Source organism: Paenibacillus sp. QJM3NY_38 (genome assembly GCF_056173265.1).
Genome location: NZ_CM149665.1, coordinates 6469827 through 6495658, shown reverse-complemented (window position 1 = coordinate 6495658; position 25832 = coordinate 6469827). Strand labels below are relative to the sequence as shown.

Genomic DNA, 25832 nt, shown 5'->3' with positions numbered 1-25832 from the left:
ATATAGAAAGGAGAATCATCCATGTCTATTACACAACTCTTATCGGCCATTGGTACCTTTATCGTAACCAACATTGATGATATTTTTATCCTCATGATCTTTTTTGCCCAAATTGATAAAGTGCGTCATATGCAAATTGTGATTGGTCAGTACCTTGGGTTCGGACTTTTAGTGATACTGAGCCTTCTTGGCGCCTTTGGTTTTACTTTTCTACCACCAGAGTGGGCTGGGTTCCTTGGTTTGATACCTATTTATCTTGGTATTCGAATGTTCTTTACCAAAGAGGAAGATGAAGCAGAGGAAGCACTCGAGAAATTGGGTGATGTAAAGTCTCAATTATCCGGTAATCGTTTTTTTGGTCCATTGACTGCTAAGGTAGCAGCGATTACCTTTGCAAACGGTGGAGATAACCTGGGAATATATATCCCTTTTTTTACAACCCAAAGTAGTGATTCACTCATCTATATCTCGATTGTTTTCTTGGTTATGGTAGCTGTCTGGTGTTTCTTGGGTTATCGTCTAGCGAGTTTCCCAGCTATTGTGAAGATATTGCAAAAGTACGGTAATGTTATCATTCCAATCGTTTTTATCGTTCTGGGTATATCCATCATGCTTCATGGTGATGTTTTAGATGTTGTCAGAAGCTTATGGAATTAATAATACAAAATTTTTATAAACGAGATGGAGGAGATTAGGATGAATCAAGCAAATCAGCACTTTGAATTGTTGGTAATTGGCGGAGGATCAGGTGGATATGTGGCTGCAATCAGAGCAGCTCAGCTCGGGAAGAAAGTATTATTGGTTGAAAAGTCTGAACTAGGCGGCGTTTGTTTGAATTGCGGGTGTGTACCGTCCAAAGCGTTGATCTCGGCAGCACATAAACACGAGCATATGCATAATTCGGGAATACCCGGATTAACAGCAAGGAATATTGAAATTGACTTCTCCCAAATTCAGCAATGGAAGCAGAAGGAAGTCGTTGATCGGCTGAAGTCAGGTATCCAGTCGCTGATGAAGAAAAATAAAATTACGGTTATCAAAGGGGAAGCAACATTCATTAGTGACCGTGAAGTACAAGTATCTAATAAGCAGGAAAGCTATCATGTTCATTTTGAAAACTGTATCGTCGCTGTAGGCTCTCGTCCGATTGAATTAAAATCATTTCCTTTCGGAGGACGTATCCTATCCTCGACGGAAGCTTTAAGCCTCACTGAAATTCCAAAGCGTATCATTATCATTGGTGGAGGCTATATCGGTATTGAACTTGGACAAATGTATGCAAAATTCGGAACAGAAATCACGGTACTAGAAGGATCCAGTACCATATTGCCAGGATTCGAAAAGGATATCACACGCATTATAAGTAAGAACTTAAGTTCGTTGGGTGCGACTGTGTATACGGATGCGATGGCACAGTCAGCTGAGCAAATGGAGAAAGAAGTCACCGTATCGTTTACAGTAAATAATGAAGAAAGACAAGCGACGGCTGATTATGTACTGGTTACAGTCGGTCGTAGACCCAATACGGATGGTGAACTTGGTCTCGATAAAATTGGTATCAAAATAGGAGAACGAGGACTTGTTGAAGTCAATGAGTCAGGTCAAACCAGTTTACCACATATATACGCGATTGGAGATATTATTCCAGGACCGGCGTTGGCTCATAAAGCTTCATATGAAGGGAAAATCGTAGCAGAAGCCATTGCAGGACTTCCAAGTATTTTTGACTATAAAGTGATTCCTTCCGTTGTATTTTCTGATCCGGAAATCGCTTCGGTCGGCCTAAGCGAGTACGAAGCTAAAGAGCAAGGCTTTGATGTGTTGACGGGTAAGTTTCCACTAGCTGCAAACGCACGCGCCTTATCTTTGACCTCAGCTGAAGGGTTTGTAAAGCTAGTAGGGGATAAGAAGACAGGCCTGGTGTTAGGTGGACAGATTGTAGGGACCAATGCATCCGATCTGATTCCGGAGATCGCATTAGCCATTGAACTGGGCTCAACCTTAGAAGACGTTGCGCTTACAATACATGCTCACCCAACACTTGGTGAATTGACTGCAGAAGCAGCTGAAGTGGCTCTTGGACATCCTATTCATATTTAGTTTGCTGTATATTGGCTTTTTGACAACCATCCGTAACTGAAATATGATAATACTCAAATGAGTATGAGATTGAGGTGTTACACATGTCAACAGAGGATACCTGCGATATATTTTGTTACGATGAAGATAAAGTGAGACGTGTTAAAGCAAAGTTGAGTAATCATGATTTTCAAAATATGTCCCAAATTTTTAAGGTCATTGCCGATCCTACACGGTTAAAAGTCGCCTATGCCTTATGCGATGAGGATGAGTTGTGCGTTTGCGATGTGGCCAATATTATTGGTTCTACAATGGCGACAGCATCCCATCATTTACGACTGCTTAGAAATATGGGGATTGCGAAATACCGCAAAGAAGGAAAACTTGTGTTTTACTCACTAGAAGATATGCAGTTAAAGCAGCTGATAAAGCTAGCTGTAGACCATCAGTCAGAAAGTATTCAGTTTTGAGCCTATAATCATCCAAAGAGGACCAGTTCTGTTCAAATGAATCTGTAAATTTTGTGATTTCTCATATTAATTGACGAATAGAAACGGGTAGATTGAACTCACTTAGAGTGCAGATCTTCCCGTTTCTTTGTTCATTTCCTTGTCGAGTCCTAAAATTAAATGGTAAATACACATATTATATTCAGTTCAGTAAGTTGACAAACAATTGTAATAACCAGTAATCTTTAATTTGTAATATACTATGTTGTGTAGTCTTTTAACTGTTTGATATGGAAAAGGAGTTTTGCCATTGATGAACCAGAGTGTATTAACACATTTTAGTTTTTCAGAATTATGGGGTCCGCTCGTATTTTTTATAACCGTTTTATTATCTGTAATCTACTTGTTATATGTTGGTCCATTACGTAACCGCTTTTATGAAAGTGAACCAGTTAAAACCAGACAAAAAATATTGTTTATTTCAGGTTTGTTTACGTTTTATATAGCGGTTGGAAGTCCCATCAATGCGTTTAGTCATCATGTGTTATTTAGCGCTCACATGCTGAAGCAAGCTTTATTATACTTTATTATGCCGCTGTTTTTTTATTTAGGTACGCCATCATGGTTAATACGCCCTTTATTAAATTCCAAGTTTTCCTCGAAGTTTCTCTCATTTTTTAATCAACCTATCTTAGCCATGTTTCTATTTAACTCTGCTTTATCCTTATATCATTTCCCAGTTGTTTTTAATAAGCTGATGGAGATCCCATTCCTAGGAGGCTTATATCATGTTTTGTTAGTAATTGCATCATTTCAGATGTGGTGGCCACTTATGTGCCCTGTACCAGAACTTGATAAACTATCGAATGTAAAAAAGTTAGGGTATATTGCAGCGAATTCAATCCTGTTATATCCAGCATGTGTAGCCATAATTTTTGCCGGCAACATTCTCTATGATCCATATGTGAATGCTCCCCAACTATTTTCATTTTTGAGTCCAATTGATGATCAGCAATTAGGCGGAATTATTATGAAAATGACGCAAGAGGCAGCATTTGTAGTCACACTGGCAATCATTTCTGCAAGATGGTACCGAAAGGAGAAACATGATGACCCCATTGAAGTTGCTGAAGCTGTATATGACTCACCGAATCAACGTAATAACTATTAATTACGATTATTGATGGCTTCTCGTTGTAGAAAGGAAGTTAACTCATGGGCCCAGAGAACTTGACTCTATGGATAGCATTTGCAGCAGGATTTTTGTCTTTTATATCTCCTTGCTGTCTTCCGCTCTATCCATCCTATATATCTTACATTACCGGAATTTCTGTTAAGGAGTTAAAGGATGGTAAGGGGATCATGCAAAAGAAGGCTTTTGCTCATACCATATGCTTTATGCTAGGATTCTCTGTCATTTTTTTCGCATTAGGGTTATCAGCCAGTTTAGTAGGAGATTTGTTCTCGAATAATCGCGAATTGATTCAAAAATTAGGTGGATTATTAGTGATTGTAATGGGATTAATCATGCTAGGAGTTATTCAGTTACAGATTTTAATGAAAGATAGGAAGTTTCAATTTAAGCATAAACCGTCAGGATATCTTGGATCGATATTAGTTGGATTATCATTCTCTGCAGGATGGACACCGTGTATCGGACCCATTCTTTCAGCCGTTTTAGCTATGGGAGTAACAAACCCTGAGAAGGCAGTGGGTTACATAAGTGCATATACATTAGGGTTTGGGATTCCGTTTCTCATTATGGCCTTTTTTATTGGCAGATTAAAATGGATCTCAAAATATTCTTCACTAATGATGAAAATTGGCGGGGCGATGATGGTTCTTACCGGAATATTGCTTTACACAGATCAAATGACCAAAATCACCATATGGTTAATCGGGCTATACGGCGGGTTTACAGGTTTTTGATGTAGTTCGAGATCTGGAATTAAGGCGGTGATAAACATATAAAACGGCAAGTAAGCAAACATCTAAAAAAAAAAGCAACTAAACGAATAAATAGCTGAGGTGAAACATGAATAATAAGAAGAAATCATCAAAAAATCTAGTTATTTTCACCATCATTTTTGTGGGCCTGGTGGTAGCTTTGGTATTGTTAAACCAGAACAGCCAACCATCAAATCGTTCGGAAGGGGTATTTGACAACCCACCGGCCACGGAAAACCAGCCTACTCTAGGTGACAAAAACGCAAAGGTATCTATCGTGGAGTTTGGAGATTATAAATGTCCCTCCTGCAAAGCCTGGGGAGAGAATATAATGCCACAACTCTCGAAGGACTTTATCGAAACAGGAAAAGCATCATTCTCCTATATTAATGTTCTTTTTCATGGTGATGAGTCAAAAACAGGCGCACTTGCTGCAGAAGCAATACTACTGCAGGATCCTGACGCATATTGGACATTTCATCATGAAGTATTTAATGCACAACCTGAAACAGAGCAGCATGATAACGCATGGCTAACCCCAGAAAAGGCGCTGGAGCTTGCTAAAGAATATACACCTAATATCGATCTAGCGAAGCTTAAAGAAGATATGGGAAGTAAGCAGATCGAAGACCAAGTTGCTTTAGATGAGGAATTAGTCCGTGAATATAATGTACAACAAACACCCACGATTATGATCAATAATGTTATGGTAACGAACCCGTTTGATTATGAGGAGATATCATCCTTAATCAATGCGCAACTGAAGGAGTAGATGGGAGGGGATCGAGTAGTGGTACGTGACAAAACAATATATTTAGCTTGGGTTGTAGCACTTACAGCAACGCTTGGAAGCCTCTATTTTAGCGAGATAAGGGGGTTTATTCCTTGCGAATTGTGCTGGTATCAGAGAATACTAATGTATCCACTCAGTATCATTCTTGGAATTGCGGCCTTTTACAGTGAGACAAGCATAAAAAAATATGTGCTTCCATTTTCGATTTTTGGAGCATGCGTTTCCTTATTTCATTATTTGGAGCAGAAGGTCCCTGGATTTGCAGCAATCAAGCCCTGCACGAACGGGGTGCCGTGTAATGTACAATACATTAACTGGTTCGGTTTTATAACCATTCCTTTTCTCGCCTTAGTAGCATTTATTTTAATTACAATTTTAATGGCACTCACAAGATCTGAGACTGGTGTGAGTCCAAGATTAGGTTCCTAGCTAAAAAAACACCAAAACGACTACTAGAATCAGTACTAGTGAGATAATAGTTGTCAGCGTTGCACCAAGTAACCAGGACACCTTGTTCTTTACAAAAAGGGATAACAGTAAGTGAATGATAAACGGACTGATATAATGTGCTATCAAATGAACGGTTTTGTTGAAATGAATAAAATAGATATCCGTCAGAAAAACGATACTAATCATAGTAAACAGTAACAGTGAGCTTAAGATGATAATCCTAGGCTTGAGAAGTGAAAGAAAAGAATCATTGTTCAACATGTATCGCCTTCCTTATTTAAATATAGGATGTTTAATCGAAATTTCATCATTAATTATGAACTACTCAATATTATCGGTTACTAACGATATGGGATTGAGGTGAAAGGGTTTGTTCGATGCGATTAGTCCAATTGCATTTCGATTAGGGCCAATCCAATTATACTGGTACGGAATTATCTTAAGCGTAGCAGCTCTCATTGGTCTAATCGTTGTTATTCAAGAAGGCAAGCGGTATCAGATCCATCCAGGGTTCTTTTTGGATATGGTGCTAGTTGGCGTGCCGTCGGCTATCGTCGGGGCTAGAGCTTACTATGTCATATTCAAGTGGGAAGATTACCGCGATAACTTTTGGGACGTTTTCAAAATATGGAACGGTGGAATCGCCATTTACGGAGCTTTAATCGGAGCGATCGTTGCTATGATTTTTTTCTTTCGTATACGTGGCTATAATTTTTGGCGTATTGCAGATCTATGTGCTCCTGGTTTGATTATAGGACAATTGATCGGGCGTTGGGGAAATTATATAAATCAAGAAGCTCATGGAGGGCCAGTATCTGAGGATTTTCTTAGGACAACACTACACTTGCCTAACTTTATTGTCGATCAAATGAATATCGAGGGTGTCTATTATCATCCGACCTTTCTGTATGAGTCCATTTGGAATTTGGTTGGTTTGTTGTTGCTCTTATGGTTGAGACGCCAGCCTTTTCTACGTTCAGGAGAATTATTTTTGACTTATTTCACTTGGTATTCCATCGGACGGTTTTTTATCGAAGGACTGCGTACCGACAGTTTAGCCTGGTTTGCCTCTAACTGGCTTGCAGATTTGATGAAATTACTTTGGTCACCGATGGGGCTTATGTTCCAGGAAGGCGAAATGAGTTATGGTACAGTTCGTGTCTCGCAGTTGTTAAGTGTCTTGATTATCCTAATTGCTATTTGCCTCATGGCACACCGAAGGTTTAGAAAACATCAGGAACGATATGCAGACCCAATCGCCAGTAATAGATCTTGATAAATTTAATACAAGAGCCAGTCGAACTTGGTTCAACTGCTATTTTAAATTTCGAGCCTTTGCAAAAGTATTACAATATTGTTTTATTTGTTTCTGCGTTCAAAACGAATTCTTTTCGAATACATGTGATGAATAAGTCCGATAGATACGGGGATTTGAACAAATATGAACATTTATTAATGGATTTAATGAATTATTAAGATAAGATTGACAATAGGAAAAAAATAGACTACATTATGTAGGGTTACAAAATATTAATAAATTATGCCGAGTTTCGTTTTTGAAAACGGGGGAACCATTTTTGGGTGAATTATTCTTGTAGTACAGGGAGTATAGGGATCCTTCTACCGAACCCTCAGCTAACTCCGTAGGCATTGAAGGGAGAAAACATCTTGAAGAAAATTTTACTGTCATTGTTAGGGTCTGCCATTATATTGTCTTCGGGAGCAACCGGTGCGTATGCAGATAATCAACCTAAGTTGACTACTGAAGTAAGTAAAGTCGTTGGAACTCCATATAAATGGGGAGGTACAACTTCAAGTGGTTTTGATTGTTCCGGCTTTATTCTGTACATTTTTGATAAATTCAATCTAGATTTACCACGAACATCAAAAGCCCAGGCCAAAGTTGGCACTCCCGTGTCTAAAGCTAATCTGAGACCGGGGGACTTAGTTTTTTTTAATACAAGTGGCAAGGGAATATCTCATGCTGGAATTTATATCGGTAATGGTCAATTTGCACATTCGTCCAGTAGTAAGGGTGTAAGGATAAGTAGCCTATCAGAATCCTATTACAAACAACGTTATGTAACAGCAAGAAGAACCATTAGTCAAAAGAGTTACACGATGATGGTCGGAAGTTACAACTAAATGGTTTTTAATGAACAAGTCCATGAGAATGAGGACTTGTTTTTTTATGATCAGTGAAATTTAACAATGCAATTGATGAATGAATGTTCATATGATACTTTAAATAAAACGACTATAGGAGGTAAAATCTTTATATGTTAGATGTTATTGTCATCGGTGGAGGTCAGGCCGGGCTTGCGGCTGCTTACTATCTCAAACAAAAATCTGTGGATTTTCTCATCCTTGATGGTCACAAGGAGGTTGGTGACTCTTGGAGAGATCGCTATGATTCTCTTCATCTGTTTACGCCAAGAATGTATAATAGTCTACCAGGTGTTCCCTTTCAAGGTGATCCTCAGGGTTTACCACATAAAAATGAGGTTGCCGATTATTTGAAAGATTATGCGAATCGTTTAGAGCTTCCTATTCAAAGTAATACACAAGTTACATCATTAACCATGAACAATGGAATCTTTGAAGTCTCCACATCGGAGGGTACATTTAGATCAAAAAAAGTTATAGTAGCCACCGGTCCTTTTCAGAAGCCACTAGTACCTTCTTTTCATGACAAGCTTGGTGATGCAGTTATACAATTACATTCTTCTGAATATCGAAATAAGAACCAACTCAAGGAAGGGGTTGTTCTTGTTGTAGGAGCAGGAAACTCTGGGGCCCAAATTGCCAGTGAGTTGGCAGATGATTTTGAAGTGCATCTGTCTGCAAGCGGTGAGATCCAGTATAAACCGTTACATATTTTCGGGAAGAGTATTTTTTGGTATTTCGACAAGGTGGGCTTTTTAACAGCAAACCGCAAAAGTAAGTTAGGTAAATGGTTGCATGCAATGCCAGAACAGATCTATGGAAAAGAGTTAAAGCTGCTCATTCAACAAGGAAGGATAAGACTTCATGTAAGGACCGAAAAGATAGTAGATCAAAAGGTGTATTTTCAGAACGAAGAATCTCCCATACATATCGAAAACATTATCTGGGCTACAGGTTTTAAACGTGATGATCACTGGATAGATATAGAAGCGGCATTTAAAGATGGGTATATCGATCATATAGAAGGTGTATCTGTTGTAAAAGGGCTCTACTTTGTTGGCTTACCGTGGCAAACATCTAGAGGATCAGCACTGCTTGGATGGGTGAAGTATGATGCTCAGCGAATTGTTGAGCACCTGCTGAGAGAATAAAAATGGGGTAGAAGTAGTTCGGGACACTTTCTTCTGACAAAATTCGGTTTGTTAATCGTAATCCTTTCGTTTTTTGTGCCTTTGCTATAAAATAAGTGGTAATGGTAAATAGGATGGTGATTACAGAATGGAGCAGAAGGATCCCTTGATTGAAGATTGTGACACATCATGTTTTGGGTCTGAGGCTGATTTAAAACAAGTTAGGGCCGGAATGATTGATGAGCATGCAGCTGTTCAAGTGGCAGACTGGTTTAAAGCATTCAGTGACCCTACTCGGGTTAAATTGATCAATGCTTTATTGCAGAAAGAATTATGTGTCCATGATCTTTCTGTATTACTCGAGATGGGACAGTCAGCGATCTCGCATCAACTGCGATACCTTCGTAATATGAGGATCGTAAAACGTCGTAAAGTGGGCAAGACGGTGTTTTATTCATTGGATGATACGCACATCGAGCAAATTTTTACACAAACCCTACAACATACAATGCATGGAGATTAACATGAAAGCACCCGCAGTCAGCTGCTGGTGCTTTTTTTGATGTGTTTAAAAGTCTTCACCTAATTTAGAGGAGATTGTACGAAATAATTGACAACTAAGTTTTCATTTGAATATAATGAGTTTAAATAACATATGAATAATTGTTCATGTGTTTACGGAAAGATTGGTGGAAAGGAGAACATACGATGGAAGCTCAACAACAAAGGGTTAAAAAAGAATTGATATTAGAGGGACTAGATTGTGCTAACTGTGCAATGAAAATCGAAAATGGTGTTAAGAAAATTGAAGGTGTAACTTCCTGTTCCGTTAATTTTGTAACGAAGACACTAACGATGGAAACTGCGACCGGACAGGTTGAAAACATTGTATCAAAAGCCAAGGAGAAAGTGAAAACACTAGAGCCTCATATCCGAGTGATTGAAAAGAACAAATCTGCAGCAGGGGCATCACATTCAGAGGACACTCACGGTCATGAAGATGATCACGGACATTCTCATGACCATGGAAATGAGAATACGAAAAGGATGTTAATTCGTTTATTGTTTGGTACCGCTATTGCAGCGGTTGGCTTATTGTCTTCTTTCTCCGGTTATTTAGAATTTGCACTGTTTGTAGTAGCTTACATTGTTATAGGTGGAGATATAGTCCTTCGGGCAGCCAAAAATATTGTTCGCGGACAGGTTTTTGATGAAAACTTCCTTATGACAATAGCAACACTTGGTGCTTTCGCCATTCAGGAATACCCTGAAGGTGTCGCCGTGATGTTGTTCTATCAGGTAGGGGAGATGTTCCAAGGGATCGCTGTAAATCGTTCTAGAAAGTCAATCAGTGCTCTTTTAGATATTCGACCTGACTATGCAAACCTTAAAATAGGTAGCGATACAAAACGTGTATCTCCGGAAGAGGTTAAGATCGGTGACTTTATTGTCGTAAAGCCAGGCGAAAGGGTACCTTTGGATGGTAGGGTCATTGAAGGGATGTCAGCAGTGGATACCTCTGCATTAACTGGTGAATCGGTTCCACGGGAAGTTGAACCAGGCAATGATGTCTTAAGTGGATTTATAAACAAAAATGGGGTTTTAACTGTGGAGGTTGCCAAGGAATTTGGTGAATCTACAGTTTCGAAAATTCTGGATCTAGTTCAGAATGCCAGCAGTAAAAAAGCGCCAACAGAAAATTTCATAACAAAGTTTGCCCGCTATTATACGCCAGTGGTGGTCATTATTGCGGTATTGCTTGCTGTGGTACCTCCTCTTATTATAAGTGGAGCCACATTCTCTGATTGGATTTATCGTGCTTTAGTATTCTTAGTTATTTCATGTCCTTGCGCTTTAGTTGTTTCAATTCCGCTCGGATTTTTTGGTGGTATTGGAGCTGCTTCGAAAAAAGGGGTATTGGTTAAAGGAAGTAATTATCTCGAAGCTCTTAATGATGTAAAATACGTTGTTTTTGATAAGACAGGGACCCTTACAAAAGGGGCATTTACCGTCACCAATATCCAACCTATCGGGGCAATATCTAAAGAGGAGTTGCTCAAATATGCAGCGTATGCTGAAATGCACTCTACCCACCCGATTGCAGAATCTATAAGAGCAGCATACGGTCAGGAAACACGTGAAGAAGAACTGGAAGGATACAATGAAATATCTGGTCATGGCATTCAAGTAAAGGTTAGTGGAAAAGAAGTCTTGGCTGGTAATGCAAAATTAATGAAGAGAGAACAAATTCCATTTGATCAACCTGAAGATTTAGGTACTATCGTACACATTAGTATTGATCGAGCTTATGCAGGATATATTGTCATTTCGGATGAAGTGAAGGAGGATGCTGCAGAGGCTATTCGCTCATTGAAAGAACTGGGCATTAAGAAGACAGTTATGTTAACCGGTGACTCCAAAACTGTAGGAGAAGATGTTGGACGCAAGCTCGGATTAGATCAGGTTCACGCTGAGCTGCTTCCACAGCATAAAGTAGAAGAAATTGAAAAGCTGGATCAACAGAAGACAGCAAAAGAGAAAATCATTTTTGTTGGAGATGGGATTAACGATACACCAGTATTAGCTAGGGCTGATGTAGGAATTGCAATGGGGGGTCTCGGTTCTGATGCAGCCATTGAAGCTGCAGATATCGTCATTATGACAGATGAACCATCCAAGATCACTTCAGCGATTCAAATAGCGAAGCGGACAAGAAGAATCGTGTGGCAAAATATTATTTTTGCGCTGGGTGTCAAAGCCGTGTTCTTGTTACTTGGAGCCTTTGGCATTGCAACGATGTGGGAAGCTGTGTTCTCCGATGTAGGGGTAACACTCCTCGCTGTATTAAACGCAATTCGTGTCATGAAGAGTTAAGCTCAAAGAGCCCTAAGCGGCTCTTTTTTTATTTCTTAACCATAGCAGTCCTATAGCCAGCTTCGGATGCTATCTCCTGGCATCAGGATATAAACCATCTAACAATAAAGAGCATGGTTGTGAATATTCTGAGGCTGATCTGTGTTGAAAAGGTGAATAAAGCGTGAAAGAGTTATGACATTCCGCATAAAAGACTACAATGCGTAGTCTAAATTATATACAATGGTTTAAGCACATATAAGTCGACAGCGAGGAGTGAAGGAAAGATAACTAATGAGTACGATCCGACAACCATAAAACGTATATCTTGAATTTATGAGAAAGGGGTACTTCATGAAAATAAAATGGGCAGCTTTATCATTGATCTTTATTTTTGCCACTGTTCTGACCGGTTGTGAGCCACTTAAGGTCTTAGATCCAAAGGGACCACAAGCTCGTACAACAGCTGATGTCATTATGATATCTATTTGGACCATGGCGATTGTCGTTTTGGTTGTGATTGCGCTTTATGTTTTGATTATTAGGAAGTATCGAGCCTCTAAGCAAAGTGAAGAGTATGAACCTCCTCATATTGAAGGAAGTCTCAAACTCGAAATACTCTGGACATCGATCCCCATATTAATCGTAGCCTTCCTTTCGTTTGTAACGGTGAAATCCACTTATGAAGTGGAGGCTATCCCTAAAGGATATAAGGAGGAGCCTTTAGTCATATACGCATCTTCTTCCAACTGGAAATGGCATTTTAGTTATCCTGAAGAAGATATCGAAACCCTAAATTACTTATTTATCCCGACTGACAGACCGATTCAATTCAAACTGTATTCTTACGGACCCATATCGAGTTTTTGGATTCCCCAGCTCGGTGGACAGAAATATGCCATGGCTGATATGGTAAACACTTTAAATCTTGCAGCTGATGTGCCAGGTGAATACACCGGCCGTAATGCTAACTTCTCTGGTGAAGGGTTTGCTCAACAGACGTTTAGCGTAAAAGCACTTTCTCCAGAAGAATATGATGATTGGGTCACTGAAGTTAAAGCAACAGCTAAACCTCTCACCGAAGAGAAATTTAACGAACTGCTCGAACCAAGACATCTTGGACAGTCCACATTTACAGGAACACACTTAGGCTTTTCACCACCTCCAGCAGGGCACCATCCTTCAACCAAAGAAACGGATTCTAAAGGTGATCCTCCAACTGAAGAGATAGGCAAACAGAATCCTGATGAAAGCAATATGAGTAACATGAACCATTGAGTTCAGCAGAAAGGAGACAGGAGCATGGATTTTTTCGATCGATTTGCCGTCCCCAACCCGGGGCCGACAATTTATGCCTCAATGGTTGCTATAGCTCTTACCGTTTTCGCAATAATCTTTGGCTTAACCTACTATAAAAAATGGGGTTACATATGGCGTGAGTGGCTAACCACGGTTGACCATAAACGTATTGGTATCATGTATCTCATATCTGCTCTGCTGATGTTATTCAGAGGCGGCGCAGACGCGATTATGATGCGTGCACAAACGGCCGTACCTGATAATAATCTTCTTGGAGCCCAAGAGTATAATGAAATATTTACAACCCATGGGGTTGTCATGATTATTTTTATGGCGATGGCATTCATTATGGCTTTAATGAACTTTGTGGTGCCACTTCAGATTGGCGCTCGGGATGTTGCATTTCCGAGGCTGAATGCTTTAAGTTATTGGTTATATTTTTCCGGTGCCATGCTATTTAACATTTCTTTTGTAATCGGTGGATCTCCTGATGCTGGTTGGTCATCTTATTTCCCTCTTGCCGGGAACGAGTTTAGCCAGTCCGTAGGAACGAATTACTATATGTTCGCTCTTCAAATTTCGGGCATTGGTACTTTAATAACGGGTATCAACTTTATCACGACGATATTAAAAATGAGAGCACCAGGTATGACCTTGATGAAGATGCCTATGTTCACATGGTCTGCGCTGATTACCAACCTTATTATTGTGTTTGCGTTTCCCGTACTAACCATTGCGCTCATCATGGGGACAATGGATCGACTATTTGCCACCAACTTCTTTACAACGGCAGATGGCGGTATGGACATGCTTTGGGCTAATTTGTTCTGGGTTTGGGGACATCCAGAAGTATACATTTTAATCCTGCCGGCATTCGGTATTTATAGTGAGATTATTTCTACCTTTGCTCGACGTAATCTCTATGGCTATAAATCCATGGTAATATCCATGGTTGCCATCTCTGCTCTTTCATTCTTAGTCTGGGTACATCATTTCTTTACAATGGGCCAGGGAGCGCTCGTGAACAGCATCTTCTCGATTACGACCATGGCTATAGCCGTACCGACGGGGATCAAGATATTTAACTGGCTATTCACCCTTCGAAAAGGAAAAATTGTTTTTACGGTTCCCATGCTGTATTCCTTAGGGTTTATCCCCATTTTCACAATTGGTGGAGTAACCGGCGTCATGCTGGGAATGGCCAGTGCGGATTATCAGTACCATAACACCATGTTCTTAGTGGCTCACTTCCATTTGGTTATTATTCCAGGAGTCGTTTTTGCGATGCTTGCGGGTCTTACTTACTGGTGGCCAAAAATGTTCGGATTTATGCTAAATGAGAGAATTGGGAAATGGGCATTCTGGTTTATTGCGGTAGGTGTTTGTGTAACCTTCTTCCCTATGTTTATCTCTGGCTTGGACGGACAGGCAAGACGAATGTACACATATTCAGAGTCTACCGGATTTGGTCTGTGGAATATGATTTCATTTATTGGAGCAATTGGGCTTTTAATCGGATTTGTACTTATCGTGTATAACATCTATTACAGCACTCGCTTTGCATCAAGAGATATTCCGGCTGATCCTTGGGACGCTCGATCATTAGAGTGGGCGACACACAGTCCAGTACCTGAATACAACTTTGCTGTAATTCCAACGGTAAATTCAACTGAAGCGTTCTGGGATTATAAGAAGAAAGGATTCAAACTTTTCAGAAATAAAATAGATCAAATTCATATGCCGAATAATAGCGGATTACCATTCATCATGGCGATTATTTTCTTCGTATGGGGATTTGCACTAGTGTTCGCGATGTGGGGCGTCGCCATTGCAGCTACAATCGGAATTTTTGCTTGTTTGGCTTATCGCTCATTTGAAAAAGATGATGGACATTACATCCCAGTTGAAAAAATTATTGATACTGAAAAAAGATTGGGGGAGGTTAGAGAATGAAAACAGATCCATCGCTCCCACTAGAATATGGAACAGAACAAAATCGACTCAATATTTTTGGATTTTGGATTTTTCTTGGGGCTGAAATCTCACTCTTCGGAACGCTGTTTGCTTCTTATTTTACACTAGTTAATCGAACAGGCAGCGGCCCGACAGGTGCTGAATTATTTGAAATCGCCCCAGTAATAATTGAAACTATTTTGCTTTTGGCAAGCAGTTTTACAATCGGATTAGGCATACATGCTATGCGCATAGGAAGACCAAAAGCCATGATCACATTTTTTCTGATTACGTTGCTTCTCGGATTAGGCTTTCTAGGTGTCGAAATATATGATTTCTTTGTGTACGTTCATGAGGGGGCTTCTCTCCAGACTAGCGGTTTTACTGCGATTCTATTTACTACCTTAGGTATTCATGGGGCGCATGTTGCGATAGGTTTAGCCTGGGGATTGTTCATTATCCTTCAAATCAAAAAGCATGGATTAACACCGGCAACCACGAATAAAGCTTTCATTTTCTCGCTGTATTGGCATTTCCTTGACGTTGTTTGGATTTTCATCTTTAGCTTCGTCTTCCTGAAAGGAATGATGTGAACATGAGAGAGTTATTTCCGAGAAAACAAGTGATAGGTTTTGTATTTTCACTTGTCTTGATCGCTGCTGCTCTTACGGTATACTTTTTGGATATGTCCTTCGCCGTCGGGGCTACTATTCTTCTTGTTACAGCGTTCATTCAGGCAGCTATACAATTAGTTGTGTTTATGCATGCTGGTGAAACGGAAGATAAGAAATCAATATATACAAGTCTGTATTATGGGATTTTCATTGCTTTAGTCACGGTATTCGGTACACTTCTGACATTAATCTGGGGTTATTACTAATTTGATATCTGAATCAATGTGCAATTCTCTATAGATGTTGCACTGGTTGGCGACTACTTCTTGTTATTTCAATAAGTAGCCGCTGGTTTCAATGTAACATTTATCTATAAGTAAATCAGCATCTCTCCCTGAATGCTTATTGGTGGCGTATTCTTCATTCATACGAGTTGAATTGTTTTAACAGGGGGCTATATATGAACATTCACATTTATCCACCTCGTAATCAAGGGTTTATGGAATGGGGGGCACAATTAAACGGTCATATACCCGTCAGTTGTGGCAAAACACCGGACGAAAAGGAAGTGGGTCCTCTGTTTTACTGGAACTGGTTTCGAGTAAGTGATTATTTTAGTTCCCCTATACAATATCATCACCGGTTCGAAATTTTGACTTACATGCTTCAGGGAACAATGGAACATGATGACGTGAAAGGGAAGGTCTATAGAGTTAGTCGGGGGGGAGTCCACGTACTGCAGACTGCAACGGGGTTATGTCACCAAGAGCGTTTCTTAGGTCCCCGAGCACATGGATTTCAAATATGGTTTGATCCGAAACGCTCTCAAAGTGTTAGGGATCTTCCGCGCCATCGTGGGTATCAGTCTAGTGCTTTTTCTGTGAAACAAAAGGGAGGTGTGAGAGTTCGTCAGATCATTGGTGACAATTCCCCAATTGTTCTAAAAACAGATGTTTCCATGATAGATTTGGAACTTGAGCACAGGGTATCAATGTCATTAACCCTTGCACCGTTTCGAGTCATGACCATGTTTATCGTTGAAGGCCAAGGGAATCTCAATGATGGTTTAGGCTACTTTCAAAAAGGGGACTTTGTGGCGGTTTATTCCACGGAAAGTGACGCAGAAGATGTACATCTTCAAACTTCTCACAATGGTTACCTTCGAGCCGTTATTGTTGACGTAAGGCAGTATGATTTTGCTTAAGCGCATATTCAGGTCTGGGTAAAGCTATTCGTCGATTTTAGTTCCGAGACCGATTAAGATATTTTTTATTCCTATAAAAAGGATCCCCATCCAGTTGAATGCGTGTTATTGGCATATCCCCAAAGATGATTTAAAGTATAGTAGTCGGTTTAAATCATCATACTATGATATTAATCAACTTGGAAAAGGTGGATTATCATGCGAATAAAAAAGATTAACATGGATGAGGAAGGTCTTAATCGTTTTTTTGGCTCGTTAGAAGCGAAAATTATGGATATCATATGGGCAAAAGGTAGAGTCACAATAAAAGAAGTTCACGAGATGATTGATGATGAGACTCCTATATCAAAAAACGCTGTAATGACAGTCATGACAAGACTGGTGGAAAAGGAATATCTCATTAGAGAATCAACGGGTAAAGGGCGGGCAAAGGTGTCACATTTTTATGCCCCCCAAACGAAAGAGGAGTTTATTACTGAGCAGACACGAGCTGTTACAGACAGCCTCTTTGCGGACTTTGGTACATTTTTGGTCAAAAATCTAATCGATAATCTAGACAGTGCTGACCCTGATTTAATCAAACAATTAGAGCTAAAGTTGAAGGAAATGAGACGAGATGAATAAACCAAGTGAATTTAGTCATAATCCGAAAATATCCTTAACCATTGCTTTACTAATCTGTGCAACTGTCTTGCTTCAGATGGGTTACAATGTCCTTCACCAAATTAAAGACGTGCCTTTTGATTCCGATATTACCCCATTGATGATGTCTACCATTCGAGATGCATTGTTTAATCATGAGATTTTTATAAATGCTTTTATTGCGTATTCGCTCATCATTCTTAGTTATCAAACCATAAAACAATTTTTTCTATATCGAAGTTGGGGTAAATTCGTTAGTTCTAACGAATTGCCTGATTTGTCTATTTACTATTCAGAAAAAAACGTAGATTTGAATTGTAAGATCAAAGTAGTCTCAGATTCAAGAAAGATTGCCGTGACATCAGGATTCTTTAAGCCCTACATCGTGCTATCTAGCGGTCTTATTAACCATTTCGATGAAGAGAAACTTAACGCAATTATTTTACATGAATCGTTTCACTGTTTAAGGCGGCATCCTCTTCATAATGTAATGTTATGCATCAGTTCGAAGAGCCTTATTTATGTACCGATCGTAAGAGAGCTGGTCCAATACTATCAAATATGGATGGAACTGAATGCAGACCGATTTGCAATTGCAAAGATGGGGAGTGAGACGCCTTTAGGCCATGTACTTCTTGATTTAATCAAGAATCAAACCGTAAAAACTCCGGGTTATGGCGTGCACTTCTCGCATACCGCGATAAATTATCGAATTCAGCAGCTGATGGACCCTGAGCGTCAATTACAAGTGATGGTGTTTAGAAAGAAAGCATTGTATGCTTCCCTGGTCGTGCCAATATTAATGGGAATTATCATCATCATGGAATGTATTTAATTCGTTCCTAAGAAGTGCGCAACAATCTAACAGAGTGAATTTCTGCATAAGAAATTCACTCTGTCTTAAATTTGTCAGAATTAGAGTTTTAACATTATTGAATGAACATATCTTCATGTGTTAGTCTGATAGCAATGTTAATTTAAATTTGAAAGGGTTGCTTTATTATGATAAAGAAAATAGGTCAGCAAGTAATAATAGGTATGCTTTTTGCTCTTGTTTTTGCCTTCCCAACTACCATATTTGCACATACTCAATTGGAAACGTCATCACCCAAAGAAGGGGAAACCGTAACGACGGAACTTAAGGATGTATCACTGCAATTTAACACGAATATTGAAAAACTTAGCTCTTTTAAAATCATTCATGAATCGAAACAGGAAGTGCCTCTTGATCAAACTACGATTGAGGGGAAAACGATGACAAGGCATATTATGGATGGGACGGCTCTTGAAAATGGTACGTATACCATTGAATGGAGAATTGTTGGGAAAGACGGTCACCCTATAGAAGGAAAATATGACTTTATTGTCGATATAAAAGCAAAGGAGCCGGTTACAGAAACCAATGCGAATGATCCGGAAATAGCAGATCAAGAGGGTGTTTCTGAGCCGGAGGAAACTCCTGAGGTGACATCCGAAACTGCAAGCGGTAATCAAGCGAATACGGAGTCGGACATAAATCAAACGGAAAAAAATAATATTTGGATTTATTTTGTGGTTGGTATTGTGATTATCCTGATTATAGCTGGAGTAGGAAGAGGAATGACTCGGAGGAAAAAATGAATTGGTATTGGATAGGGGAACCCATACTTTATAGTTGCTTGGCTATTTTATTCGGGGGCATTATCGTCCCACGTGTTCATACACAAGTCAAATTCCCTGCCAAATTATTAATCATAGCAGCAGTAGGAGTAGCGATCTTTTCGTTCCTACCGGTTCTCAGAATTGTTCTCTTTTTCTCAGATGATGCAGGCTTTGCACTTATATTTAAGAATGTCATGCTGTTTTTCTCAGAAGGGAAAGCATATATTTGGACAGTGATTTTCACCGGATTATTTATCAGTATCGTGTTGGTGAACAAAGGAGTTAATAGTAAAGGAACCAATAAAATAGCTCTTACGGGGTTATTCTTGGTAGCGATCGGTATTATCGGGACTCTATCGTGGTCAAGCCATGCATCGTCCAATTTTGGAATCATAGGTTTTTGGACACAATTTTTACATTTGTTTTCTGTAAGCGTTTGGGCAGGAATTCTGGTCGTTGCCGGCTTGTATATACCCAATAAAGCAGATGAGTGGAAGGCGTTTTTAAGATGGTATCATCCGCTCGCAATTATCGCTATGGTTATCATCCTTGTATCCGGATTACTTTTAAATATGAGAACAGATCCTGATTATGTGAACTCTTGGATCACTTCATATGGTCAATCCTTATTGTTAAAACATCTTTTCGTGATTCCACTTTTGGTCATTGCTTTCTTGAACGGTTTCTTAGTAAAAAGGAAGCTAAACCATACGGATTTCAATCCTAAAAAGTGGGTGCTGGTCGAGGGAATCATTATTCTACTGATCTATACCGTTACAGGCTATATGAATCAGCAGCCAGCCCCTCATGATTTAAATCCTCAATTGATGGAATCATCAGCATCTAAGTTATATATGTGGTTGATCCAAGGAGAAGGAGTGCGGGTTCCAGTTGAAATTACATGGAGTCCGATATCTGTGTTCCTCTTTATAGTGGCACTTTGTAGTATTGTTTCAATGTACCTGTTGTTTAAGAAAAATAAGAATGCTTACGCTGCTCTGATTTGTGCAGTTATATTTACATTTGTTTCATTTGTAGGATTTATGACCTTAGTATCCTGAGTTAAGACTTATATTGTTAGTTAAATGAAATTACTTATCCCAAAAGAGCCTGATCATTTTACGATTAGGCTCTTTTTCTGTTGTCTGTTAAAAAAGGTAAGTATTTAAACAAGAATATTAACGAAAATGTGTAAGAGGTGAAGGTTGAAAACAAACCAGCGTAATTTAGTTTAATTTTGGGAACCCTGTATTACGAACCCATAAATCGTTTGAATACACTATGAGCATGAGGAGTTGAAATCAATGGGACCAAAAAGCGCTGCACTTCAACACTCGAGTCATGATGGCCATTCCCAAGATGGGGGTCATTCACATAGTCATGGTAAAAACGTGAATAAACAAGCCTTAAGACTTTCTTTTATTATCATTACAGCATATATGATTGTTGAAGCCATTGGCGGTTTCATGACTAACAGCCTTGCTTTAATTTCTGATGCAGGTCACATGTTGAGCGATGCTGCTGCACTTGGATTAAGCTATTTTGCTATGATATTTGGGGAGCGAAGAGCCAGTAAATATAAAACCTTCGGATACAAAAGATTTGAGGTTTTAGCTGCATTTATTAATGGAATTACTTTAATCGTAATTTCTTTATATATATTCTGGGAAGCTTATAAACGATTTTCTGAGCCACCTGAAGTTATGAGTTCAGGTATGATTATTATTGCTTCCATTGGCTTGATTGTTAACATAGCTGCTGCCTATATTCTGATGAAGGGTGACAGGTCCGAAAATCTTAACATAAGGAGTGCTTTTCTTCACGTAATTGGTGACCTGCTTGGTTCCATTGGAGCCATTATTGCTGCTTTACTGATTATGTTTTTCGGCTGGAACTTAGCGGATCCGATTGCAAGCGTATTGGTGTCCATTCTTATCATCGTGAGTGCTTTCAGGGTGACTCGAGATTCAATCCACATTCTCATGGAAGGGGCACCATCCAATATTAATGTCAACGAAGTTCAAGATATCCTTAGTTCCATTCAACATGTGATCGAGGTACATGATCTGCATGTCTGGACTATTTCGTCGGACTTCCCTTCACTTAGCTGTCATATCGTCGTGAATGATATACAAAATAGTGCCGTGGTCCTTAAAAAGGCTGAACGCATTCTAGAGGAACAATTTAAAATTAAACATACAACGATTCAAGTTGACGGTCCGGAAACACAGTGTGATATTGAGGAGCATTGAGGATATCGCATATGGAGCTTCCCGTTATTGGAACCAAGAGCGTTGATGCGTGCTTCTGTAATATGTCCGTTGCCATTGCTCACCAGTTTTGCCACAAGAAAGGAGCCAAACCTGATTGAACACGAATCAAATACTCGCTTCTGATCGCTATAGCTCTGCTACTCATCTTGACCACAGGTTGCTGGAGCAGTCGAGAAATCGAAGATTTAACAGTCGGTGTAGGACTAGGCCTAGATGCAGCCAACGAATCTCATTTTGAGCAGGAAATCAATGAACAGGGCGGCCCTTACCCCAAGAAAAAACTGTTAGCAGCCACCATTCAAATTGTTCCACCGATAAGCGGGAAAAATAACTCCCAGAAGGGAGGGGGAACAAAGCGGAGGCTCATTGATAGCAGCATTCGATAAAGTCGGTTACCCTGACTCAATGGACGCTGCCTCTATCATGATTGAGTTTGAGAACATTCTAAAACAACTTTCAAAAGAAGAACTGGGAAAATATACGAGGAACAATGGATCAATAATAAAATACTGGGGGATTTAGGATTGACTCAAATATAGTGAATATGTAAAAAACATATAATAAAATAGAGATAAAGAAATTAATGTTATTTCTGGAGGATTGAATGAAATTTATAATCAATGAGCAAATGAAGAAAAAAATAAATGAATGGGACTCCTGCAAAGCGACTGATGTAACAGGTGCGCAATATGCATATACTTTTATACCTACAGGACTTGGTCTTGTGGTTAAAGTTAAATGTGATGTATGTAATCGAGTATTAGATCTTTCAGATGATTTTTGATTTTAATCTTATAAAACACCCTCATAATTTGAACTGTGACCCGATTTGTGGACAGTTTGAAATAAACCGCCTAGAGCTTAGCTAGCAAGCAGATGACCTCTGAATTCATCGGGGGTCATCTTTTTTAATGTCCACTGGTATCGTTCTGAGTTGTAGTAGCTTATGTACTCCTTCACTCGCACCCTCACTTCATCAATAGTTTGGCAATCGCTAAAATCAACGTCGTCTTTCAAGTGACCGAAGAATGATTCCATCGGGGCGTTGTCCCAGCAATTGCCTTTGCGCGACATCGACTGCTTAAATCCTGCCTTAGCAATGAGAAGACGGGTTTTAGGATGCGTGTAGTGCATCCCTTGGTCGGAGTGCAGAATCGCTTCTGGATGAATGTTTCCATCTAATCGCTCTAAAAGACGCTGTAGCGTCCGCTCGACAATTGGAAGCTCGAGTGTTGCTGCCACGCTGTCGGCAAGGATCTGCCTGGTCGCCCCGTCCTTCACGCAGGAAAGGTATGCCCAGTGTCCGCTTCCATAGCGCAAATAAGTGATGTCAGTGAGAAACACTTTCTCAGGTTCGCCTTGGTCAAACTTTCGCTCCAGCAGGTTCGGACACGTCTTGTGCTCTTGAGTTGCCTTAGCCATCTTGCGGTAGGGGTTCGCCTGACGGATTACGGCTACCAAGCCTGCCTTTTTCATAAGCCGGCGAATCTTCTTGTGGTTCATGACAACGCCGCTTATCTGTTCCAGCCGCATCTTAATCACAAGCGCACCTGCTTTGCCGCGGAGCGCGTCAAAGTGCTGCTTGATGAGAAGGATGTCCTGCTCGTCGGCGGCAGCACGAAGTTGACGATCTTCTTCCGTCCCCAGCCACCTGTAATAGCCGCTTGGACTTACTTCCACGAGCTCGCATAGATAGCGTGTCATTCGTTTCAGGCCATATGCCCGAATGGTGCGATTTATGATCTCATAGCGCTCGGAGGGCGTCAGCGTTTCTTCTTCTGCCGATCGAGCGCTTCGAGCTTTTTTAGCATGTCCACTTGAGCTTCAAGCAGTTTGATCTGGGCCTTAGCCCGTTTCAATTCTTCTTCGGCTGACAACTGACCAGTTGGCTTGCGCCCTGTACTGCCCTTACCGCGCCGCTCTGTAGCCAAACCTTCCTCACCGTACAGTTCGAAGGTTTCACGCCACCGTTTTAAGCTGTCCTTGGGCTTCTTATGACCAATAACGTCCAGGTCGAAGCCGGCACGAATAAAGATTTCTGAAGGTGTCTGCCCCTGCTTGTAGGCTTTCAGCGCCTCCAGCTTGAATGCAGGTGTGTATGTAATGGCCGCCTCGGTCACATGGTGTACGTTTGGATTCTCCTCCAGCTTCCTCATTTGCTCCTCGGTAAAGAGCACCCGTTTCAACTTCCCCATTCTCGTATCACTCCTCGTCACATACCTTGATTAAAACACAAATGACCCACAAGAAGTCACTTTTTTCAAAGTGTCCATCTTATGGGTCACAGTTCAATTAGTTCAATGAGGGTGTTTTGTGTTCTAAATTAATTCAACGTTTGCTTTTTTTTGTATTTTTTAGTTCTAATACTTCTATTAGTAATCGATGTACCCTCTGAAGCTCATCATTTGTTAAAGGTATTAATAATGTATCTATTTTATCTAAAATTTCAGTTCTTAAATCCTCATCACTTACGTGTTTTTCATCCTCGAGAAGTTGAGCAGGATGTATTCGAAGAGCCTTAGATATTTTATAAAGTGTATCTAAAGTAATATTAATTTCCCCTCGTTCAATTCTTCCTAAATAAGACTGATCAATCTCTAAGTATTCTCCTAATTCTTCTTGTGTTAGGCTTCTTGCCTTCCGATATAATCTAATTTTTTTTCCTACCTGAATATATAGTTTTGACATCCATGCCACCTCTATTTAAGAGTAGGCAAGTTTGTGGAGGGATTGAAGAATAATTAACTACATAATTCCAATTGAAAATAGGATATATATATCCTAAAATTAAAATACGAAAATCATTTATAAGAGGAGAAATAACAAATGACATCATTGCCCCATCACCAAGTTATAGAGAATGTTACGCAATATAAAATGCGTGGTAAGGTAGCTTATCTCGGAAATGTTTCAGCTTCTTCAGCAATACAAATTACCTATGTAAAACCATACGATCATCCATCTGGGAAGGGCTACCAAAGACCGGTGGATAATAAACGTTGTAATGATTTTGCCTTATACCTCTCCAAAGGAGAAAACGCACTGTTTACACCGATCTTATTAAATGCAGAATCTAAGTGGGAATTTAACCCTTATGACAAATCGCGAACCGCTTGTGGACGTTTAATATGCAAAGGTCAGGCATCCCTGATGGATGGGCAGCATCGCTTAGGTGGAATAAAGCGCTATACACAAGACACAAATTCAGAAATCAATGTCCCATTTTTAGCTTTTCATTATCTTGATGAAGATGAAGAAATTGAACTATTCGATACGATTAATACAAAAGCAAAAGGTATTGGCACATCTTTAAGTAAGTACCTACATCGACATGCCGATGAGAATAGTTGGGTTGCTACAGAACTGATAACAAGAGGAGATAGCCCGTTTCATTTCATTGGGACTGTTACTGGTAAAAGGGTATCAGGTCGTCATATAACGCTCCAAAATCTTTATAAAGTATTAGAGTTTTTAACCAAACCAGATGTGGTTTCAAGCTTGAGTAAAGATGAAAAGCTTACATTCAGCTTAATTTATTTTAATGCGATTAAAGAGCAATTTAATGCAGAATGGCTTAATTACAAAGAGTATCGTTTAACACACATTGTTTGCCTTAATGCACTGGCTATTGCTGGAGCTGAGATTTTCTCTACAGCGTTAACCATGCAACCTGGAAAAGTGGATTACAACTTTATTTTGAAGTGTGTAAAACGATTAAAAGGAATAGAATGGGGCGCCGATGGCCCATTGAAATACCTAAAAGGGATCAGCGGGTCTAGAATACTTGCGAGTGATATTTTGGCTGCAGCACTAAAGAACTCATGAATCTTGTATCTCTAATAAGCAATATCATAGAAGGGAGTGAAGGTATGGAATTTAGTTATTTTCCAGAAATGTACCAAGACGAACTGCTATACAGCGCTTGTGCGAGGTACCAGCGTAACATTGGGAACAAGGTTCAAAAATCTCATATCCAAAATTTATTTGGCGTTCGTTCTTGCTGTGCAATTACAGACCTCCCAAGTCATCTTTCGTACTTTTGTGACAAGTTGACTCATGGTGGTATGAATGTTGAAACATTGATATTAAAACACACAACTTACCCTTATTATCACCCGTTTCTTCCCCAAGAAACTGCACGTAGCATACAGAAATACATGTTATCCAGTACACATGGAAGTAGAATTCATATGTCACTTGGCATAAGTGCCTGTTCGATACCTAAAGCTAAATATCTTAGATTTTGCAAAAAATGTGTGGAAAATGATTTAGAAACTCACGGGGTAACATACTGGCGAAGAGTCCATCAACTACCCGGTGTAAGCATATGTTGCGATCA

The 25832-nt window shown here is 39.8% G+C and carries 27 protein-coding genes, 1 pseudogene and 1 riboswitch; of the genes and pseudogenes, 25 read left to right on the top strand and 3 right to left on the bottom strand.

The genetic code is table 11. From position 1 onward, the window contains the following. Nucleotides 1-21: 21 nt before the first annotated feature. The 23 genes from AC0VZ8_RS30165 (at nt 22) to AC0VZ8_RS30055 (ending at nt 22277) form a co-directional block, all read left to right on the top strand. Nucleotides 22-657 carry a CadD family cadmium resistance transporter gene (locus AC0VZ8_RS30165; protein ID WP_332295951.1) on the top strand — a complete coding sequence of 212 codons (636 nt, stop codon included), beginning with the start codon at nt 22-24 and terminating at the stop codon, nt 655-657. Nucleotides 658-690: 33 nt separating this feature from the next. Next, the gene (gene lpdA / locus AC0VZ8_RS30160) at nt 691-2100 is read left to right on the top strand and encodes a dihydrolipoyl dehydrogenase (RefSeq protein ID WP_475487786.1); all 1410 of its coding nucleotides are present in this window, start codon (nt 691-693) and stop codon (nt 2098-2100) included. Between the two features lie 83 nt (nt 2101-2183). Further along, entirely contained in the window at nt 2184-2549 is a 366-nt protein-coding gene (locus AC0VZ8_RS30155; protein ID WP_028407066.1) for an ArsR/SmtB family transcription factor, read from the top strand. 292 nt (nt 2550-2841) lie between these two features. Then, nucleotides 2842-3699, top strand: a complete 858-nt coding sequence (locus AC0VZ8_RS30150) for a cytochrome c oxidase assembly protein (RefSeq protein ID WP_034274786.1) — start codon at nt 2842-2844, stop codon at nt 3697-3699. Between the two features lie 44 nt (nt 3700-3743). After that, nucleotides 3744-4457 carry a cytochrome c biogenesis CcdA family protein gene (locus AC0VZ8_RS30145; RefSeq protein ID WP_028407064.1) on the top strand — a complete coding sequence of 238 codons (714 nt, stop codon included), beginning with the start codon at nt 3744-3746 and terminating at the stop codon, nt 4455-4457. A 106-nt stretch (nt 4458-4563) separates the two neighbouring features. After that, nucleotides 4564-5247, top strand: a complete 684-nt coding sequence (locus AC0VZ8_RS30140; protein WP_028407063.1) for a DsbA family protein — start codon at nt 4564-4566, stop codon at nt 5245-5247. Continuing rightward, nucleotides 5248-5697: a disulfide oxidoreductase gene (locus tag AC0VZ8_RS30135; protein ID WP_034274782.1), complete on the top strand. Its 450-nt coding sequence runs from the start codon at nt 5248-5250 to the stop codon at nt 5695-5697. 391 nt (nt 5698-6088) lie between these two features. Next, nucleotides 6089-6994 (top strand): prolipoprotein diacylglyceryl transferase, encoded by a 906-nt coding sequence (gene lgt, locus AC0VZ8_RS30130; RefSeq protein WP_475485306.1) that lies wholly within the window; start codon nt 6089-6091, stop codon nt 6992-6994. Nucleotides 6995-7249: 255 nt separating this feature from the next. Further along, a riboswitch (cyclic di-AMP (ydaO/yuaA leader) is annotated at nt 7250-7383 on the top strand. Between the two features lie 3 nt (nt 7384-7386). After that, nucleotides 7387-7863: a C40 family peptidase gene (locus AC0VZ8_RS30125; protein ID WP_332295943.1), complete on the top strand. Its 477-nt coding sequence runs from the start codon at nt 7387-7389 to the stop codon at nt 7861-7863. A 134-nt stretch (nt 7864-7997) separates the two neighbouring features. Continuing rightward, the gene (locus AC0VZ8_RS30120; RefSeq protein WP_475485305.1) at nt 7998-9035 is read left to right on the top strand and encodes a flavin-containing monooxygenase; all 1038 of its coding nucleotides are present in this window, start codon (nt 7998-8000) and stop codon (nt 9033-9035) included. Nucleotides 9036-9162: 127 nt separating this feature from the next. Further along, nucleotides 9163-9537: an ArsR/SmtB family transcription factor gene (locus tag AC0VZ8_RS30115; RefSeq protein ID WP_332295941.1), complete on the top strand. Its 375-nt coding sequence runs from the start codon at nt 9163-9165 to the stop codon at nt 9535-9537. 146 nt (nt 9538-9683) lie between these two features. After that, nucleotides 9684-11888 (top strand): heavy metal translocating P-type ATPase, encoded by a 2205-nt coding sequence (locus tag AC0VZ8_RS30110; protein WP_411552372.1) that lies wholly within the window; start codon nt 9684-9686, stop codon nt 11886-11888. 333 nt (nt 11889-12221) lie between these two features. Beyond that, complete coding sequence (qoxA, locus tag AC0VZ8_RS30105) at nt 12222-13145, top strand: cytochrome aa3 quinol oxidase subunit II (RefSeq protein WP_332295939.1); 924 nt, start codon at nt 12222-12224, stop codon at nt 13143-13145. 24 nt (nt 13146-13169) lie between these two features. Beyond that, nucleotides 13170-15119 (top strand): cytochrome aa3 quinol oxidase subunit I, encoded by a 1950-nt coding sequence (qoxB, locus tag AC0VZ8_RS30100; protein ID WP_028406957.1) that lies wholly within the window; start codon nt 13170-13172, stop codon nt 15117-15119. Further along, nucleotides 15116-15712, top strand: a complete 597-nt coding sequence (gene qoxC / locus AC0VZ8_RS30095; protein WP_028406956.1) for a cytochrome aa3 quinol oxidase subunit III — start codon at nt 15116-15118, stop codon at nt 15710-15712. Before qoxB ends, qoxC begins: the two co-directional genes overlap by 4 nt. Before the next feature lie 2 nt (nt 15713-15714). Further along, nucleotides 15715-15999: a cytochrome aa3 quinol oxidase subunit IV gene (gene qoxD / locus AC0VZ8_RS30090; protein WP_028406955.1), complete on the top strand. Its 285-nt coding sequence runs from the start codon at nt 15715-15717 to the stop codon at nt 15997-15999. 194 nt (nt 16000-16193) lie between these two features. Next, the gene (locus tag AC0VZ8_RS30085; protein ID WP_051425223.1) at nt 16194-16937 is read left to right on the top strand and encodes a pirin family protein; all 744 of its coding nucleotides are present in this window, start codon (nt 16194-16196) and stop codon (nt 16935-16937) included. A gap of 198 nt (nt 16938-17135) precedes the next feature. Beyond that, nucleotides 17136-17561, top strand: a complete 426-nt coding sequence (locus AC0VZ8_RS30080; RefSeq protein WP_028406954.1) for a BlaI/MecI/CopY family transcriptional regulator — start codon at nt 17136-17138, stop codon at nt 17559-17561. Beyond that, on the top strand, nt 17554-18414 hold the full coding sequence (locus tag AC0VZ8_RS30075) for a M56 family metallopeptidase (protein ID WP_028406953.1): 861 nt from the start codon (nt 17554-17556) through the stop codon (nt 18412-18414). The genes AC0VZ8_RS30080 and AC0VZ8_RS30075 overlap by 8 nt, the downstream gene beginning before the upstream one ends. A gap of 167 nt (nt 18415-18581) precedes the next feature. Then, complete coding sequence (locus AC0VZ8_RS30070; protein ID WP_051425122.1) at nt 18582-19199, top strand: copper resistance CopC family protein; 618 nt, start codon at nt 18582-18584, stop codon at nt 19197-19199. Further along, nucleotides 19196-20281, top strand: a complete 1086-nt coding sequence (locus AC0VZ8_RS30065) for a copper resistance D family protein (RefSeq protein WP_051425121.1) — start codon at nt 19196-19198, stop codon at nt 20279-20281. Before AC0VZ8_RS30070 ends, AC0VZ8_RS30065 begins: the two co-directional genes overlap by 4 nt. A 243-nt stretch (nt 20282-20524) precedes the next feature. Continuing rightward, complete coding sequence (locus AC0VZ8_RS30060; protein WP_034273111.1) at nt 20525-21472, top strand: cation diffusion facilitator family transporter; 948 nt, start codon at nt 20525-20527, stop codon at nt 21470-21472. Nucleotides 21473-22097: 625 nt separating this feature from the next. Then, entirely contained in the window at nt 22098-22277 is a 180-nt protein-coding gene (locus AC0VZ8_RS30055; RefSeq protein ID WP_028405097.1) for a hypothetical protein, read from the top strand. A gap of 77 nt (nt 22278-22354) precedes the next feature. Here AC0VZ8_RS30055 and AC0VZ8_RS30050 read toward each other — a convergent pair whose 3' ends face one another. The 3 genes from AC0VZ8_RS30050 to AC0VZ8_RS30040 all read right to left on the bottom strand — a co-directional run bounded on the left by AC0VZ8_RS30050 (nt 22355) and on the right by AC0VZ8_RS30040 (nt 24181). Next, nucleotides 22355-23221 (bottom strand): IS3 family transposase, encoded by an 867-nt coding sequence (locus AC0VZ8_RS30050; protein ID WP_244152659.1) that lies wholly within the window; start codon nt 23219-23221, stop codon nt 22355-22357. Nucleotides 23222-23256: 35 nt separating this feature from the next. After that, entirely contained in the window at nt 23257-23688 is a 432-nt protein-coding gene (locus AC0VZ8_RS30045; RefSeq protein WP_007127449.1) for an HTH domain-containing protein, read from the bottom strand. 133 nt (nt 23689-23821) lie between these two features. Beyond that, entirely contained in the window at nt 23822-24181 is a 360-nt protein-coding gene (locus AC0VZ8_RS30040) for a helix-turn-helix domain-containing protein (RefSeq protein ID WP_084046671.1), read from the bottom strand. Between the two features lie 138 nt (nt 24182-24319). Here AC0VZ8_RS30040 and AC0VZ8_RS30035 point away from each other — a divergent pair, with 138 nt between their 5' ends. Continuing rightward, nucleotides 24320-25318, top strand: coding sequence for a DGQHR domain-containing protein (locus AC0VZ8_RS30035; RefSeq protein WP_028405096.1), 999 nt, complete (start codon nt 24320-24322; stop codon nt 25316-25318). Then, nucleotides 25315-25776 (top strand): annotated as a pseudogene (locus AC0VZ8_RS30030) (TniQ family protein); the annotation flags it as partial. The gene AC0VZ8_RS30035 and the pseudogene AC0VZ8_RS30030, both read left to right, overlap by 4 nt. Nucleotides 25777-25832 lie beyond the last annotated feature (56 nt).

Bases quoted from the DNA above. Each gene is read 5' to 3' on its own strand.
- AC0VZ8_RS30155 (WP_028407066.1), top strand. From the start codon at position 2,184: ATGTCAACAGAGGATACCTGCGATATATTTTGTTACGATGAAGATAAA.
- qoxB (WP_028406957.1), top strand. From the start codon at position 13,170: ATGGATTTTTTCGATCGATTTGCCGTCCCCAACCCGGGGCCGACAATT.
- AC0VZ8_RS30040 (WP_084046671.1), bottom strand. From the start codon at position 24,181: ATGTCAAAACTATATATTCAGGTAGGAAAAAAAATTAGATTATATCGG.
- AC0VZ8_RS30045 (WP_007127449.1), bottom strand. From the start codon at position 23,688: ATGGGGAAGTTGAAACGGGTGCTCTTTACCGAGGAGCAAATGAGGAAG.
- AC0VZ8_RS30060 (WP_034273111.1), top strand. From the start codon at position 20,525: ATGGGACCAAAAAGCGCTGCACTTCAACACTCGAGTCATGATGGCCAT.
- AC0VZ8_RS30110 (WP_411552372.1), top strand. From the start codon at position 9,684: ATGTGTTTACGGAAAGATTGGTGGAAAGGAGAACATACGATGGAAGCT.
- AC0VZ8_RS30055 (WP_028405097.1), top strand. From the start codon at position 22,098: ATGAAATTTATAATCAATGAGCAAATGAAGAAAAAAATAAATGAATGG.
- AC0VZ8_RS30065 (WP_051425121.1), top strand. From the start codon at position 19,196: ATGAATTGGTATTGGATAGGGGAACCCATACTTTATAGTTGCTTGGCT.
- AC0VZ8_RS30140 (WP_028407063.1), top strand. From the start codon at position 4,564: ATGAATAATAAGAAGAAATCATCAAAAAATCTAGTTATTTTCACCATC.
- qoxD (WP_028406955.1), top strand. From the start codon at position 15,715: ATGAGAGAGTTATTTCCGAGAAAACAAGTGATAGGTTTTGTATTTTCA.
- AC0VZ8_RS30165 (WP_332295951.1), top strand. From the start codon at position 22: ATGTCTATTACACAACTCTTATCGGCCATTGGTACCTTTATCGTAACC.
- AC0VZ8_RS30135 (WP_034274782.1), top strand. From the start codon at position 5,248: ATGGGAGGGGATCGAGTAGTGGTACGTGACAAAACAATATATTTAGCT.
- AC0VZ8_RS30075 (WP_028406953.1), top strand. From the start codon at position 17,554: ATGAATAAACCAAGTGAATTTAGTCATAATCCGAAAATATCCTTAACC.
- AC0VZ8_RS30070 (WP_051425122.1), top strand. From the start codon at position 18,582: ATGATAAAGAAAATAGGTCAGCAAGTAATAATAGGTATGCTTTTTGCT.
- AC0VZ8_RS30145 (WP_028407064.1), top strand. From the start codon at position 3,744: ATGGGCCCAGAGAACTTGACTCTATGGATAGCATTTGCAGCAGGATTT.
- AC0VZ8_RS30150 (WP_034274786.1), top strand. From the start codon at position 2,842: ATGAACCAGAGTGTATTAACACATTTTAGTTTTTCAGAATTATGGGGT.
- AC0VZ8_RS30080 (WP_028406954.1), top strand. From the start codon at position 17,136: ATGCGAATAAAAAAGATTAACATGGATGAGGAAGGTCTTAATCGTTTT.
- AC0VZ8_RS30035 (WP_028405096.1), top strand. From the start codon at position 24,320: ATGACATCATTGCCCCATCACCAAGTTATAGAGAATGTTACGCAATAT.
- AC0VZ8_RS30115 (WP_332295941.1), top strand. From the start codon at position 9,163: ATGGAGCAGAAGGATCCCTTGATTGAAGATTGTGACACATCATGTTTT.
- qoxA (WP_332295939.1), top strand. From the start codon at position 12,222: ATGAAAATAAAATGGGCAGCTTTATCATTGATCTTTATTTTTGCCACT.
- AC0VZ8_RS30085 (WP_051425223.1), top strand. From the start codon at position 16,194: ATGAACATTCACATTTATCCACCTCGTAATCAAGGGTTTATGGAATGG.
- AC0VZ8_RS30120 (WP_475485305.1), top strand. From the start codon at position 7,998: ATGTTAGATGTTATTGTCATCGGTGGAGGTCAGGCCGGGCTTGCGGCT.
- qoxC (WP_028406956.1), top strand. From the start codon at position 15,116: ATGAAAACAGATCCATCGCTCCCACTAGAATATGGAACAGAACAAAAT.